The organism is Roseburia sp. 831b, from assembly GCF_001940165.2.
Classification (GTDB): domain Bacteria; phylum Bacillota; class Clostridia; order Lachnospirales; family Lachnospiraceae; genus Roseburia.
Genome location: NZ_CP135163.1, coordinates 84,567 through 99,799, shown reverse-complemented (window position 1 = coordinate 99,799; position 15,233 = coordinate 84,567). Strand labels below are relative to the sequence as shown.

Annotated in this window: 14 protein-coding genes; 13 read left to right on the top strand and 1 reads right to left on the bottom strand. The window is 41.4% G+C overall.

Annotated elements, in window-relative coordinates; all coding sequences use genetic code 11:
- Positions 1 to 97: 97 nt before the first annotated feature.
- The 4 genes from BIV16_RS15030 to BIV16_RS15015 all read left to right on the top strand — a co-directional run bounded on the left by BIV16_RS15030 (position 98) and on the right by BIV16_RS15015 (position 5,519).
- Entirely contained in the window at positions 98 to 1,603 is a 1,506-nt protein-coding gene (locus tag BIV16_RS15030) for a methyl-accepting chemotaxis protein (protein WP_159435948.1), read from the top strand.
- An 88-nt stretch (positions 1,604 to 1,691) separates the two neighbouring features.
- Positions 1,692 to 1,949, top strand: coding sequence for a hypothetical protein (locus BIV16_RS15025; RefSeq protein ID WP_075681365.1), 258 nt, complete (start codon positions 1,692 to 1,694; stop codon positions 1,947 to 1,949).
- Positions 1,950 to 2,021: 72 nt separating this feature from the next.
- Entirely contained in the window at positions 2,022 to 3,683 is a 1,662-nt protein-coding gene (locus BIV16_RS15020) for a sensor domain-containing diguanylate cyclase (protein WP_075681363.1), read from the top strand.
- A gap of 159 nt (positions 3,684 to 3,842) precedes the next feature.
- Positions 3,843 to 5,519 carry a two-component system response regulator gene (locus BIV16_RS15015; RefSeq protein WP_075681361.1) on the top strand — a complete coding sequence of 559 codons (1,677 nt, stop codon included), beginning with the start codon at positions 3,843 to 3,845 and terminating at the stop codon, positions 5,517 to 5,519.
- A 79-nt stretch (positions 5,520 to 5,598) separates the two neighbouring features.
- Here BIV16_RS15015 and BIV16_RS15010 read toward each other — a convergent pair whose 3' ends face one another.
- Positions 5,599 to 6,333, bottom strand: coding sequence for a DUF134 domain-containing protein (locus BIV16_RS15010; RefSeq protein ID WP_075681359.1), 735 nt, complete (start codon positions 6,331 to 6,333; stop codon positions 5,599 to 5,601).
- 169 nt (positions 6,334 to 6,502) lie between these two features.
- Here BIV16_RS15010 and BIV16_RS15005 point away from each other — a divergent pair, with 169 nt between their 5' ends.
- The 9 genes from BIV16_RS15005 to hypB all read left to right on the top strand — a co-directional run bounded on the left by BIV16_RS15005 (position 6,503) and on the right by hypB (position 15,128).
- Positions 6,503 to 7,432, top strand: coding sequence for a diacylglycerol/lipid kinase family protein (locus tag BIV16_RS15005; RefSeq protein ID WP_075681357.1), 930 nt, complete (start codon positions 6,503 to 6,505; stop codon positions 7,430 to 7,432).
- Positions 7,433 to 7,475: 43 nt separating this feature from the next.
- Entirely contained in the window at positions 7,476 to 8,135 is a 660-nt protein-coding gene (locus BIV16_RS15000) for a lysoplasmalogenase family protein (protein ID WP_075681355.1), read from the top strand.
- 116 nt (positions 8,136 to 8,251) lie between these two features.
- Complete coding sequence (gene larB, locus BIV16_RS14995; RefSeq protein ID WP_075681353.1) at positions 8,252 to 9,004, top strand: nickel pincer cofactor biosynthesis protein LarB; 753 nt, start codon at positions 8,252 to 8,254, stop codon at positions 9,002 to 9,004.
- A 1-nt stretch (position 9,005) separates the two neighbouring features.
- Positions 9,006 to 9,836 (top strand): ATP-dependent sacrificial sulfur transferase LarE, encoded by an 831-nt coding sequence (larE, locus tag BIV16_RS14990; RefSeq protein ID WP_075681351.1) that lies wholly within the window; start codon positions 9,006 to 9,008, stop codon positions 9,834 to 9,836.
- A gap of 5 nt (positions 9,837 to 9,841) precedes the next feature.
- Positions 9,842 to 10,750 carry a DMT family transporter gene (locus BIV16_RS14985; RefSeq protein ID WP_075681349.1) on the top strand — a complete coding sequence of 303 codons (909 nt, stop codon included), beginning with the start codon at positions 9,842 to 9,844 and terminating at the stop codon, positions 10,748 to 10,750.
- 43 nt (positions 10,751 to 10,793) lie between these two features.
- A complete protein-coding gene (locus tag BIV16_RS14980) occupies positions 10,794 to 11,417 on the top strand; it encodes an NUDIX hydrolase (protein ID WP_075681347.1) in 624 nt (207 codons plus the stop codon).
- A gap of 60 nt (positions 11,418 to 11,477) precedes the next feature.
- Positions 11,478 to 12,539: an SGNH/GDSL hydrolase family protein gene (locus BIV16_RS14975; protein WP_075681345.1), complete on the top strand. Its 1,062-nt coding sequence runs from the start codon at positions 11,478 to 11,480 to the stop codon at positions 12,537 to 12,539.
- 103 nt (positions 12,540 to 12,642) lie between these two features.
- The gene (locus BIV16_RS14970; protein ID WP_075681343.1) at positions 12,643 to 14,343 is read left to right on the top strand and encodes a bifunctional diguanylate cyclase/phosphodiesterase; all 1,701 of its coding nucleotides are present in this window, start codon (positions 12,643 to 12,645) and stop codon (positions 14,341 to 14,343) included.
- A 113-nt stretch (positions 14,344 to 14,456) separates the two neighbouring features.
- Positions 14,457 to 15,128, top strand: coding sequence for a hydrogenase nickel incorporation protein HypB (gene hypB, locus BIV16_RS14965; protein ID WP_173664562.1), 672 nt, complete (start codon positions 14,457 to 14,459; stop codon positions 15,126 to 15,128).
- Positions 15,129 to 15,233: the final 105 nt, after the last annotated feature.

Genomic DNA, 15,233 nt, shown 5'->3' with positions numbered 1-15,233 from the left:
TGATAAAAGTCGTGATATAATCGGAAATTGGCAGAAAATGGCACTAAAGTAACACAAAAAAAAGAATAGACGTATGGAAAAAAGAGAGGTCATCATTATGGAAAATCAAGAGAAAAAGTATCAGTACGCATCAAAGGAAGCACAGATACAAAGAGCAAATCATTTTTTATCTATGGGATATATTGTGTTTTACGTCTTTGTATTGGGATTAATCTGGATAGCAGTGTTAAGAGGAGCAAAGACATTTCAGTCGGTTGGAATCCTGACACTTGTAATCTTACTTAGTGTGGTTGCAGTGGTAATCATGAATAAAAGGAATCCTGCAGATCCCAAAATAAGATATCTGGCATTGCTTGGACTTTTATTTGTAACATTGTTATTGTCGTTTGATTTTGATAATTATTATGTCAGATTCATGGCAGCAATCCCGTTCGTTGGCTGCATCTTGTTTTTTGATGTGAAGTATTCTCTTTTATCCGGCGGCTTATGTGTGGCTTTAAATGTGATTGTAAATATTATAAAAATTGCAGCTCTTGGCATTTATTCAGGCGAAGATGCAATGGATCAGATATCTGCAACGGCAGCAATCTTTATGATGATGCTGTTAATCTCTTTTACAACAAGTGTTGCGAATCTGTTTAACCACGACACAAGACACAGTCTGCTCAGACAGCAGGAAAAACAGCAAAAGGTTATGGACGATGTCATTGCTGTTGCAGACGAAGTACGAAAAGGCTCTGTAAATGTCATGAACATTGTGAACGATTTAAATTCCTCCACAGAGGTGGTAAACAGCGCAATGAAAGATATTTCAGACAGTTCACAAAGCACCGCGGAAAACATCCAGACACAGACTATGATGACCCAGAATATCCAGGATTCTATTGGAAATACATTGGAGCGTTCCGATAAAATGGTGCAGATTGCGCGCCAGTCCAGTGAACTTAACGAACAGAATATCAATATCATGCACCAGCTAAAAAGCCAGTCGGAAGTGATTTCAGAGACAAACTCCGAGGTTGCAGATGCGATGAACCGTCTGCAGGAGCGTACCAGCACCGTAAAAAACATTGCAGACACTATTTTTGCAATTTCAGCACAGACCAATCTTTTGGCATTGAATGCGTCGATTGAGAGTGCAAGAGCCGGAGAGGCAGGAAAAGGATTTGCGGTTGTTGCGGATGAAATTCGCCAGCTTGCAGAAAAGACAAGACAGGAGACAGAAAATATTGCATTTATCTTAGAAGAGTTATCAGAGGATGCACAGACTGCGTCAGGAGCGGTTTCAAAATCGGTGGAAGCAGCCAATACACAGGATGAAATGATTACAAGTGCAGCCGAAAGCTTTGACAGTATGAATCAGAATGTAACCGAGCTGATTTCAGACATTGGTGAGATTGATACGATGTTAAACAATCTTTCGGAAGCAAACAATCACATTGTTGAAAATATTACACACCTTTCTGCAACAACGGAAGAAGTAACCGCATCCTCCGTACAGGCAGCGGATTTAAGTGTTGAAAACTTACAGAATGCAGAAAATGCAAAAAATCTCTTGGATGGTGTTATCGAAGTATCCCACCAGTTGGATAAATATATGTAAAAAGTATACGAATCGGTGAAATTGTATCTTGCTATCTCGTAAAAATCGGGTTATGATGATACAACTTTCACATTGGAGGAATAGAAACATGGATGAAATCAGATTATTTGTAGAAAACTTTTTAAATGATGAAGTAACAGAAGATGAAGTAACCGAATTTGCAATTGAATTGCCAGAGCGCCTGATTATGGAAGAAAGTCACCTTGAGGAAGAGAGTCCACAAGCAAATGCAATTTTGCAAAAAGAATTGCCGGATATTTGTGAATCCTGGGAGCCAGGAAACAGTATTGAAGATTTTAAGGCAAGAATTAAAGATGTCTGTTCAAGAGCTGTGTTGGAATATTAAGAGAAAATATGGAACTGCATATCTAATGGAAACATCACAGGAATAATTTTTCACAGGAAACATGAGGGAAAAATGAAGCTGACAAAATATAAAGTGATGCGAATCATTGTTTTTTTTGTTTGTTTAATCTGCTTGCTTAGTTTTACTCAAAGATATTTAAAACATACACGAAACAGTGAGATGGAATTGCTCGATGATGGCTGGAACATTGCAATAAATGAAAAGAACTATGAGAATAGCGAGATATCGCATTTTAAAGTTCCGGCATTGAAGAAAAATGATATTGTGACATTAACGAAAAAACTCGAAAAATCCAGTTTTGAGCAGGCACAGATTCGCGTTTATTCAAGATATTCCGCCTTACAGGTCTGGCTGGATGAAGAATTGCTTTATGAGTCCGGGCAGGATGAATATCAGAAGGGAGAAGTGCTTGGAAACGGTTATCATTGGGTCACACTCCCCAAAAATTATGAGGGAAAGACGCTAAGAATCGTTTACTTTGCAGGCGAAAAGAAAGCATTTGCCTCCATAGATCCAATCTATATGATTCAGGCAAAGCAGGCGTATACAGAGATTGTGTATGACCATTTTTTAAGCGGTGTGATAGCATCCTGTATCATGGTATTGGGAGTGGCAAGCATTTTCTGCTGCGTCGTGACAGGGTTCCGGGATACCAGATTTCAAATGTTATTATGGATGGGACTGTTTTCCATCTGTATTGCGATATGGCTGGTAAGCAATACAAGGCTGATTGAGATATTTTTTGAAAATTTGCAGACAATCTGTTATCTGGAATATCTTGGCATGTATGGAGCCTGTACAAGTGTACTCTTTTATGTCGGAGAGATTTTAGAGGATAAGAAGCAGAGGAAGACGATACATATATTGACAGCCGGAATGGTGTTATTGGTTGGCATTTTAGTTACACTTAACCAGCTGGATATTTTGCATTTTCCAAAGACGGTATTAAGCTTTCATATCTATATGTTATTTTCGTCGACGGTTATTATTTATTTCTTGTCGAGAGAGACTGCGAAAAAGAAGCTTGCACAGCGTGTTTTCCTGTGGGGAATCGATGCATTGGTTGTTTGTGGTATGTTGGAATTAATCCGGTACCGGTACAATAAATTATGTATTCCGGCACATCAGATTTCACAAAGCATCATCCCGCTTGGGGTAATACTATTTATTTTGTTGATGTTTGCAAGCTTTTTCTGCCGTATGATGGAACGTGTTGCGGGTGAGATGGAGCGAAAGACGTTATATGACATGGCATATAAGGATGCTCTGACCGGGATTCGGAACCGCGCGTGGTGTGAAAAAGTCATGCAGGAATATGAAAAGCAGTCCAGGCCAATTACAATCATCAACATGGACATGAATCATTTTAAGCACGTAAATGATTCTCTGGGGCATACGACCGGAGATGAGCTGCTGATTCGCTTTGCCGGGCTTTTGGACAGCACTTTTAAAGAGACAGACTGTGTTGGAAGAATGGGCGGCGATGAGTTTGTCGTGATTATGGATTATGTAGAAGATAAGGTTGTGGAAACATACATGAAGCGTCTGCTCCTTAAAATAGAAGAGGATAATAAGAAAAAGGATTTTCCTTATGAAATATCGGTATCCTACGGTTATGCCTCCGATTGCACAGGACAACGGGAGACACCGTGGAAAATCTACGAGAAAGCAGATCATAAAATGTATAAGTACAAAAAGGAGACAAGAGGATGAGACACTTGTCTCCTTTTTCAATTTGTGCGCTAAGAAGAGAATTTGGCAGAAAAAAGTCAAAAAATGGTTGAAGACTGTCCAATTATAAACTAGCTTTTTCATAAAAATATGATTATGATATAAGTAAGGGATTTTAGCAAAAATGTAGAGGTGGTCAGGATGAATAAAAAGCATATCATACTTATTGCAGAAGACAACAGGATAAACAGGAAGATTCTTGTGAAAATGTTTTCAAAGGAAAACGATGTATTAGAGGCAGAAAACGGACAGCAGACCATAGAAATATTGGAGAATTATAAAGACGATATTATTGCAATCATATTAGATTTGAGAATGCCGGGAAAGGATGGCTATGAGGTTCTTTCCTACATAAAGGAAAACGAGTTAAGCCAGATACCGGTTGTCGTGATGACATCCGATATGACAGGAGGCTCCGAGGAGAGAGCATTAGACTTAGGAGCATGGGATTTTGTTTCAAAACCATATGAGCCAAGAATTCTAATGACAAGGGTAAACAATGCGATTGCAAGAAGTAAGATGAGCTATCTGCTTCAGTTAAAACATGTCGTGGAGCATGATAAGCTGACGGACCTTTATAACCGGAATCATTTCTTAGAGATGACAGAGAAGATGGTTTCGGAGCATAAAGAGGACAGCAAGGCGTTGATTCGTGTCGATATCCGTAGATTCCATCTGATTAACTCCTTTTTCGGGGAAAAGGGCGGCGATGAATTTTTAAAATATGTTGCCAACCAGATAAGAGAAATTGTTGAGTGTTATGAGTGGAGCGTGTACGGAAGAATGGAATCGGACGTGTTCTGTGCCTGTATTCCATATGATGAAGACATCTGTAAGTCACATATTAAGAAGCTGACGACGAAGATGAAAGAATATAATCCAGATTATCGTATTGAGCCATCTTATGGAATTTATCGGATTACGGATGACACCCTTTCGGCGTCTGAAATGCTTCGGAATGCTTCGCTTGCAAGCATGGAGTGTAAGGAAAATTACACACGTTCCATTGCGTTTTTTGATGAAAGCATGAGAGAGTGTTTACATCAGGAAGAGCAGATTATCCAGGAGATGCAGGATGCATTGGTAAACGGAGAGTTTGAAGTCTATTATCAGCCGAAATACGAGACGAGAAGCAAGACGGTAAATGGTGCAGAAGCATTGGTAAGATGGAATCATCCGAAGAGAGGTATCATACATCCATCCCAATTTGTACCGGTACTTGAAAAAAATGGATTTATCGGGGAGCTGGATATTTATGTATGGGAAGCCGTCTGCAGACAGTTAAAGGCATGGAAAGAAAAAGGAATTCATGCAGGTCCGATATCCGTTAACGTGGCAAGAGCCGATATCCAGAATCCGAATCTGGTAGAGTATTTAACTACACTTGTAGAGAGATACGAACTTGCACCGGAAAGTCTTTGTATTGAGCTGACCGAAAGTGCTTATATGGACAGCCCTCTGGCAATCAATGAGGTTGTGAAGAAGCTTCATGAAGCAGGATTTTTAGTTGTCATGGATGAGTTTGGAAAAGGATATTCTTCCTTGAATGTTTTAAAAGATGTTGATGTTGATTTCCTTAAAATCAATATGAAATCACTCCCACTAGATCCGACCAATGTCAAGAGTAAGAGAATTCTCTCGTCTGTCATTGCGATGATGCAGTGGCTTGATATTCCGGTTATTACGATGGAGGTCGAGACAGAGGAAGAGTATACGTTCTTAAAGAGCGTAGGATGTGAATATATCCAGGGATTTTATTTCGTGGGACCGTTACCGGCAGAAGAGTACGAACAGCTGCTAACGGAGCAGAAGGATTAAGTTTCTGACAAAAGAAAACAGGATTTACACGCAAGGTTGTGTAAATCCTGTTTTTTCGTGTGTGGATATCAGAACACGCTTAGGCGTGGCAATTATGACTTCCACATCCGTTCGAACCGCAGGTATGTCCTTCTTCGTGGTCATGGTGATGGCAGGTTGTATTTGGGTCGAAGACAAGATTTCCCTGAAGGAAAGAAGCCACCTGCGCATCGGCATCTCCGGAAGCACCCGGATAAACAACGATACCGGCTTCTGCGAGCGCATTTCTTGCACCTCCGCCGATGCCTCCACAAATTAGGGCATCAATGCCGCCATCAAAAAGGAAGGTGGCAAGAGCGCCGTGTCCCTGTCCGTTGGTATCCACAATTTCAGACGATAAGATTTTGCCATCCCGGATTTCGTAGACTTTAAACTGTTCGGTGTGTCCGAAATGTTGAAAAACCTGTCCATTTTCATAGGTTACTGCAAGTTTCATATGAGTTCCTCCTAACTTTTTTTGCCGTTTTTGACAATGAAGACCATGACTGCAAAGCTCGTAATTTCCACCCTCAATTTTGAGTGGGGTTCCCTCCACCAGAAAGCGCGCAATTTTCTTACGGGCTTCTGCGTAAAGGCTCTGTATCGTTGCCCGTGAAACACCCATCTGCTGGGCTGCTTCCTGTTGTGTCATACCGGAATAGTCCAGTAACCGTATGGTCTCGTATTCCTCCACCGACAGGTGGATTTCAATAGAACATTGAAGAGAATCCGCAGGGAAAAAGGCGCTGCAGCTTGGCATGCGGCATACAAGTCTTGATTTGTTTGGTCTTGCCATAAAAATCTCCATTCTTGCGCAATTTAGCGCATGTAAAAGGTGTGTTGTTTTGTTTAGCTGTATTATAACACGTTATTGACATATGTCAATAATTAAAAATGTTTATGGAAGAATAGAAGAATGATATACTAAAAGAAAGGAAAGACAAAGGAAGAACGGGGGTGGATTTATGGCAGAATATTATTTTATTGTAAATCCAAAATCCAGAACAGGAAAAACAAAGCAGATATGGGAAGAACTTGTGCTTGAATTAGAAAGAAGAAAGGTTGATTATCAGGCATTTTGCACAGAATACAAAGGACATGCGAAGGAGCTGGCGAAAAAAATCACCACGGAGAACGAAAAAGGGTGCAAGCTTGTAGTGGTAGGCGGGGATGGCACGTCCAACGAGGTGTTAAACGGCATTACAGACTTTAAAAACGTTCAGGTGGGATTTATTCCGACCGGGTCTGGAAATGACCTTGGAAGGGGCTTAAAACTTGCAGGAACACCGGTTGAATTGTTGAACCGGATATTGGATGCGACGGAAGTGAAAAAAATTGACCTTGGGGAAGTGTCCTGGAAGGATGGACAGGAAAAAAGAAGATTTGCAATCAGCTCCGGAATCGGGCTGGACGCAGACGTATGCAAGCAGGCGCTGACTTCCAAGTTAAAAAAATTTTTGAACGTGCTTCATCTGGGAAAACTTACATATGTTTTACTGACCGTGAAAACGCTGTTTGCGATGAAAACAACTACAATTGAAGTAGAAACGGACGAAGGGGAGCATTTTCAGACAGACCGGATGATTTGTACTGTTGCTATGAACTTAAAATATGAAGGTGGCGGAGTGCCGATGGTTCCAGGTGCAAACGCAGAGGATGGAAAACTTTCTTTTTGCTGCATTTGCGGAATCCCGAAATGGAAAACATTTTTCCTGTTGCCGCTTCTTGTCCTGGGAAAACAGGAAAACATAAAAGGCTTCCGGATTTTGCAGGGAATGGAATTACACCTTCGGATTCAGCGGAAAATGGTGGTACATGCGGATGGAGAGTACTGTGGAGACCGGGATGAACTGTGGTTCCGGTGTCTGGAAGGGGTTTTGCAGGTAAGGATGTAGTAGATGATATTTGGGACAACGATAGAAGGATAAGGTGATTTCAATGTGGAGCGTATTTACATTAGATACACTTATAATAGCAGCACTTTTAACGACATTAATTTATAAGCCGGCACGCAACTATTTTGTCTTTGCCAAGATTGTAGCGAGTACGGCGTTTCTTGGGATTGCGGTTTTGTTTTGGCAAAAAAGCGGAAAAAATGCTTGGTTCTTTCACATATTGCCGGGATTTCTTTTTTGTTTTCTCGGAGACGTGTGCCTTGGCATCTATAATGTGAGAAGGAAGAAGCCGTTCTTTTTAGCCGGTCTTTTTCTCTTTTTACTCGGACATCTTTCGTTTTTGGCAGCACTTGTGACATTGCAGCCACTTGGGATTCTTGACGTAGTGGTTCCAATGTTAGCGGTCTTAGGCACGATGGGCATCACAATCCGAAAACAGTTGCTGCTTGGAAAAATGAAGCCATACGTCTATCTGTATTCTTTTTTCGTGGCAATGTTTTTCGTAAAAAGCATGCATATTTTTTGGAAAATGCCACAGAAAATGACAGCTTGCCTTGCACTTGGCTCATGTTTTTTTCTGATATCGGATTTTTTGATTTTGTTTTTGTATTTTGCAAAAACAAGGCCGTGGTCGACACACGGATGGAATCTTGCAACGTATTATTATGGAATGTTTTTTCTTGCACTAAGTATCTTGACCTGACGTAAAGTTTGGGTATTATAATATCAGGGATTCATCGGGCATGGGAAGAAAATGTGTTTTGGAAAACCATAAAGTTGACGATAGAAAGAAACAATAAAATGGATAGGTGATGATAAATGGATACAAGAAAAATTCTTGAGATGGTAAAATACGGCGGAATCTCGATTGAGGAGGCCGAAAAATTTCTAAAAAAGGAGCCTTACGAGGAACTGGGTAACTATGCGAAGCTTGATTCACACCGGGAGGTTCGTTCCGGTTTTGCGGAGGTTGTTTTTTGCAGTGGGAAGGCAGACAAGTATCTGGTAGAGATTTATCGCAGGTTATATCAGGACAACGGCGAGGTGTTTGGAACAAGAGCGAACGAACACCAGTACGAACGGATTCGCGAAGTCTTGCCAGAGGTAACGTATGACGAGGTTTCCCATATTTTAAAAATTGAAAAACCGGATAAGAAAAGGATTGGAAAAATTGCAGTATGTACAGCCGGAACCGCAGATATTCCAGTGGCAGAGGAAGCGGCACAGACCGCAGAATATTTTGGCACAAACGTGGAGCGTATCTTTGACGTTGGAGTCAGTGGACTACACCGGCTTCTTGCCAAAATGGATGCCATTCAGGAGGCAAACTGTGTGGTTGCTGTTGCAGGGATGGAAGGAGCGCTTGCAAGTGTGATTGGAGGACTGGTGAAAAATCCTGTAATTGCAGTCCCGACATCTGTTGGCTACGGTGCAAGCATGCATGGATTGTCCGCACTTCTTACCATGATTAACTCCTGCGCAAACGGAATTGCGGTTGTCAATATTGACAATGGCTATGGCGCAGGCTATATGGCAACACAAATCAATCGATTAGCAGAAGGGGAAAACTAGAATGTTATTTGAAGAAAAATATCAGAAATTACAGGAAATTATAGAGGAAGATACGAAAAACGATATTGTGATTGCATTTTCCGGTGGAGTGGACAGCAGTGTCTTGTTAAAGACAACGGTAGCGCATGCGAAGAAACATGGAACAAAAGTGTATGCGATTACAGCGAACACAGAACTGCATCCCATGAATGACCTTGCGGTTGCAAAAAAAGTTGCAAAAGAGATGGGAGCGGACCATAAGGTTTTACAGATTAATGAGTTAGCAGATGCCGATATCACAGAAAATCCGGTTGACCGTTGTTACAGATGCAAGAAATTTTTGTTTACCGGGATACAAAATATGGCAAAGGAATTAGGGGCAGCAATTATTTACGATGGAACGAATACCGATGATTTAAAAGTATATCGTCCAGGTTTAAAAGCACTTGAGGAGCTTGGGGTAAAGAGTCCACTGCGTTTGGCAGAGTTTTCCAAGGAAGATGTCAGAAAGCTTGCAGCCAAGGAGCAGATATCAGTAGCATCGCGTCCGTCTGCACCTTGCCTTGCAACACGCTTCCCGTACGGCACAACACTTACCCTGGAGGATATGGAGCATGTAGATAAGGGAGAAAATTTTTTGAAAAAATATGACCTTTACAATGTCAGAATCCGTGTGCAGGGGGATACCGCAAGAATTGAAGTCGATACGAAATATTTCGATAAAATCATGGAAAATCGGGAAGAAATTGTGGACTATTTAAAAGGTTTAGGGTATTCTTATATTGCTCTTGACTTAGAAGGCTTTCGGTCAGGAAGTATGGACATTCATGTTCAAAAGGACAAAGGAGAATAAGAAAAATGTGGTTTTGGCTTTCCATCATAGCATTACTTTGCTGGAGCGGTTCGGATCTTTTTTCCAAGATTGGATGCAGAGACGGCAGAGATAAATATGCGCATTTAAAAATGGTAATTGCCGTTGGTGTTGTCATGGGACTTCACGCAGGTTATGAAATCTTTATCGGAGGAACCGTAATTTCGTGGAAAATTATCTTAACTTACCTGCCGGTATCGATTCTTTATATTTTATCTATGACAATCGGATATGTGGGACTTCGTTATATTGAGTTATCCATCTCATCCCCGATTTGTAATTCATCCGGTGCGCTGGTTGCAGTGCTTTGCCTGATTACAGGAGGAATTGGTGCTGTAAATGGCTGGCAGTTAGTCGCAGTTGCCTGCGTTTGCATCGGTGTTGTTGCACTTGGTGTGGTTGAGGCACATGAAGATGACGAACTTCGTGCAGCCAGACAGGAGAAATCCAATTTCAGGTATGCAAAATCCATGCTGGCGCTGGCGTTGCCAATTATTTATTGTCTGTTAGATGCACTGGGAACATTCGCAGATTCCCTGGTACTTCGTACCTTAAATGAGGATTCTGCAAATGCTGCGTATGAGTTGACATTTTTATTCTGCGGCATTGTCTGCTTCATCTATGTTGTAATTATCAAAAAAGACCGTCTTGTACCAAAGATGGAGGCTCCAAAGTACATCGGAGCTGTATGTGAGACAGCCGGACAGTTTGCCTATATCTACGCGATTGGAGACGAGGCACATGTCATGTTTGCAGCACCGATTATCTCAGCATATTGTGTGGCGAGTGTCATCTGGAGCAGAATTTTCTTAAAAGAAAAGCTGTCGTTCAAACATTACCTTTCAATTGCAGTTGTAGTTGTGGGTATCGCTATTTTAGGTTTATTTGATGCATAACAGAATATGATTTGCGGAAGAAGTTAAGAGAAGGAGCATATGTATGAATCAGAAAAAATATACAGCAGTTCGAAAATTGACGGAAAATCCGTATTTAAACCTTTATGAAATGGATGCGCTGACAAAGTCAGGGCAGCCATTTCATTATTATTTTTCGTCCAGGGAAGGGGAAAAAGACATTAAATTACATACACACTCGAATCAGGCAAGCGGTATGGCAATCTACGCAGTGACAGAAGAAAAGCCATACCGCTTGGTTATGATACGCCAGTATCGTTATCCAATGGACGAATACCTCTATGAACTTCCGGCGGGACTCATCGAGGAAGGTGAGACGGATGCGCAGGCAGCAATCAGGGAAATGAAGGAAGAAACCGGTTTTACAATGAAAGTTTATGAGGGTGGAGAAGAAGCCTTTCGAAAACCTTTTTATCTTGCGCAGGGCTTTTCGGATGAGCTAGACAGTACCGTGTTTGGGACGGTGTCAACCGATTCTTGTGAGAAAGAGCAGGAAGATACGGAGGACATCGAGGTTTGCCTTGTCGATAAGAAGGAAGCGCTTCGTATTTTGCGTGAGGAAAAATTATCACTTCGAGCAGGATATTTGTTGATGCAGTTTTTGCAGACAAAAGAAGAGCCGTTCTCTTTCTTGTTTATGATAGATTAGGGTAAAGACGGGATTTTATAAAATTTAGTGAGAGCCAAAAAATGGGCGTGGGGAGAAAAAATGAATTACAAGGTTAGTGAAAAAAATGTAAAAATGTATGGACGTACATTGGAAAACGGGGGCGTTTTATGGTGTGCATTATCCGGTACCGGAATTGGGTTTACGTTTCAGGGAACAAAGGCAGTTCTTCATTTCAGAGGAGATGACAGTACGTTTGGAAACGAGACGGAGGGAAAAGCCAGAGTTGCGATTTTCGTCAACGGGGAACAAACGTTTGATTTCATGATGAAAGAGGAACAGAAAGCAGTTACTGTCTGGGAGAGTGAGACAGTAAAAGAGGTTACCGTTGAAGTCGTTAAGATTTCAGAGGCTGCAATGTCGACCGTTGGAATCGAAGAGATTGAGGCAGATACGGTCGATGGAATTCATCCATTACCGGATAAAAAGCGAAAAATAGAGTTTATTGGAGATTCCATTACCTGTGGATACGGCGTTGATTTAGAAGAGCCGGACACGGTGTTTGCAACCGATACCGAGGATGTGACGAAGGCGTATGCGTATCGGGCGGCAAGGCTTCTTGACGCAGATTACAGCATGGTTTCGTATAGCGGCTATGGGGTGTTGTCGGGCTATACTGACACAGACGAAAGATGCAGCCATCAGCTTGTACCGGCCTACTATGAAAAAGTGGCATTTTCCTATGCACATCCGTTTGGCACCTGTAAGCTTGAGCAACAGGAATGGAATTTTTCAAGGTTTTGTCCAGACGTCATTGTGGTTAATTTAGGAACCAATGATGACAGCTATTGCAAGGATGATGCGGGCAGACAGCAGGAGTTTTGCAACGAATACGTTAAATTTTTAACAAAGATAAGAAAACACAATAAGAAAGCTGAGATTTTTTGCACCGTCGGTGTGATGGGGGAACGCATTTACCCATCGGTAGCGGCCGCGGTAACAGAATATATGCAAAAATACGACGATATGCACATTCATGTATTCCCATTAAAGGAACAAAGTGAGGAAGACGGAAGAGTGACGGATAATCATCCGACAGCCCGTACGCATCAGAAGGTGGCAAAAGCTGTCGCACGCAACATCCAGACCGTGATGGGCTGGTAAAATATCAGAAATCTGCACCTGTTTTGGAAGATTGGGTTGTTGTTTTGGAAAATCAAACCGATTATAATAAACATAAGACTATGTTTTAGGAGATGGGTGCCAGATGAGGGAAAATTTGAATCAGAACAGTATGTTAGATGTAGCTGCATATCAGGATTTTGTCGAATCCCTGCCGATAGGAACGCTTGTGTATACAATAACGGACGGTAAGGTAGACATTCTTGCAATCAATGACAGATTATTAGATTTTGCCAATCAGGTGCACAATTACGTGGAGACAAGAGATGAGGCAAAATGGAGTAAAGAGACCTTATACAAGGCGTTTTCTGCCAATCTATACGCTTTTTCAACCGACGAGGATGTTCCGATTGTAAAAGAACTGGTGGAGGAAGCCGTAAAGACAGGATATTCCCAGAGAGTTTTTCGTTTAAGAGGGACATCCGGCGAGAATACAAAGTGGATGAATGCGCTGTGTTCCTGTCGGGACTTAGACGAACATACGAAGATTTACTTTACCTTATTTATGGATAATACAAGCCAGGTATTATATGAAAAACAGCTTTTAGACAAACAAAAAGAGTTGGAAATCATCAGTAAATATGACCCGTTAACCGGTCTTTACAACCGTTATTCATACAACAACTATCTGGAAAAAAATAAATTCGTCATGAAATATCAGACCGGTTTTTTATTTGCAGATATCAATGGATTAAAAGCAGCAAACGATGAATTTGGTCATCTGTTTGGGGACAGCCTGATCGTTTCTTTTGCAGAGATGCTGCGGAATCATTTTAAGCAGGAAGAGATTTATCGGATCAGTGGAGATGAGTTTGTGGTCATCCGTGAAAATGTCGAGGTGACAGACTTCGAGGAGACGGTAAAAGAATTCATGCGTGAGGTCGATGAGAATCACACCGCATCTGTTGGCTATAAATGGGAGACGACAGTACTTGACTTAAAGCAGGCAATCTATCAGACGGAACAGCTTATGATTATCCAAAAGCAGCGCTATTATATAGAAAGCAGTAACTTAGAGTCCAAGCACCGTCCAAGAATCTTAAAAGAATTATTGGAAGAGATGGAAAAAGGAGCGTTCGTGGTATATTTGCAGCCAAAAGCAGCTATGAACTCCACAGAGGTAATCGGGGCAGAGGCACTGATTCGAAAGATTGGAAAAGATGGCAGAGTAGTGCCACCGTTTGAATTTGTCCCGATTTTAGAAAAAGAGATGCTGATATCCAAGGTTGACTTTTTCGTATTAGAAGAAGTGTGCAAGCTTTTGCAAAAATGGGACGAGCAGGGAAGGCGAAAGATTAAGATATCGGTTAATATGTCGCGTGTCTCGCTAGCCGAGACAAACTTTTTAGACCATATTTTAAAGATTTGTGATAAGTATCAGGCAGACCGTGCATGCATTGAATTTGAGATTACAGAATCAACAGACACCAAGGATAACAGAAAGATGTTAGAGATTGTTTCTACGCTTTCAGAACTTGGCTTTGGTGTGTCACTGGATGATATGGGAAGTGAGTATTCTTCACTTAAAATGGTAACGATGCGCGGCGTTGACACTGTAAAAATTGACCGCAGCCTTGTGTTACAGATTGAGGAAAAGGAAGGTGCGGCACTGATTCGCTATATTATTGCCCTTTGTCATGAAATTGGCAAAAAATGTATTGCAGAAGGAGTCGAAGACCTAAAACAGGCGGCGATTCTTGCCGATATGCATTGTGACTACTATCAGGGCTACCTGTTAAACCGTCCGGTTCCGGTGGAAGAATTCGAGCAGTATCTGGAGAATTAAAGTTGTTTTTTTTTCGAAAGTTCTTTATAATAAACATGAGGGAAGCGTGTGAATCATTTCACACAAATTTGTGCCAATGCACAAATATGAAACGGATAAGAATGGAGTATAACATGGCAGAAGTAAAGATTATTAAGCTAAATGAAAATATTTATGCGAAGAATGAAGATCAGGCGGAACAGACAAGAAAAGACCTTGCAGCAAAAGGAATCTTTTTCATGAATGTGATGTCTTCACCGGGAAGCGGAAAGACCACAATGTTATCAAAGCTGATTAACATGATGAAGGATAAAGTGCGTATCGGAGAGATGGACGTTGATATCCAGTCCACCATTGATGCACAGCGCGTTGCAGATGCGACCGGCGTTCGCTCCTTGCAGATTCACAATGGCGGATTGTGCCATATCGATGCGGAGATGACGGCAAATGCAATTAAAGAGTTCGGTGTGGAGAATTTGGATGTTCTTATTTTAGAGAACATTGGAAACCTTGTCTGCCCGGCAGAATTTGATACCGGAGCACACAAGAATGTGATGATTTTATCCGTTCCGGAAGGGGACGACAAACCATTGAAGTATCCACTCATGTTTTCCAAATGTGATGTGATTTTAATCAACAAAATGGATACATTAGAATACTTTGATTTTGATCTAGAGAAGGCATCCAGCCACATTTTAAAACTGAATCCAGATGCGAAGATTATGCCAATCAGCGCAAAGACCGGAGAGGGAATGGAGCAGTTTGCAAACTGGATTCTCGATGAGAGAGCAAAATTAAACAAATAGGACACAAGGGAGCTGTAAGACAAGAAGATGCATTACAACTCCCTTTTTCAAAAAGCAGTTCATGGAAAAGGAACACGGGGAAAAGTGAGAAACAGGTTTTCACAC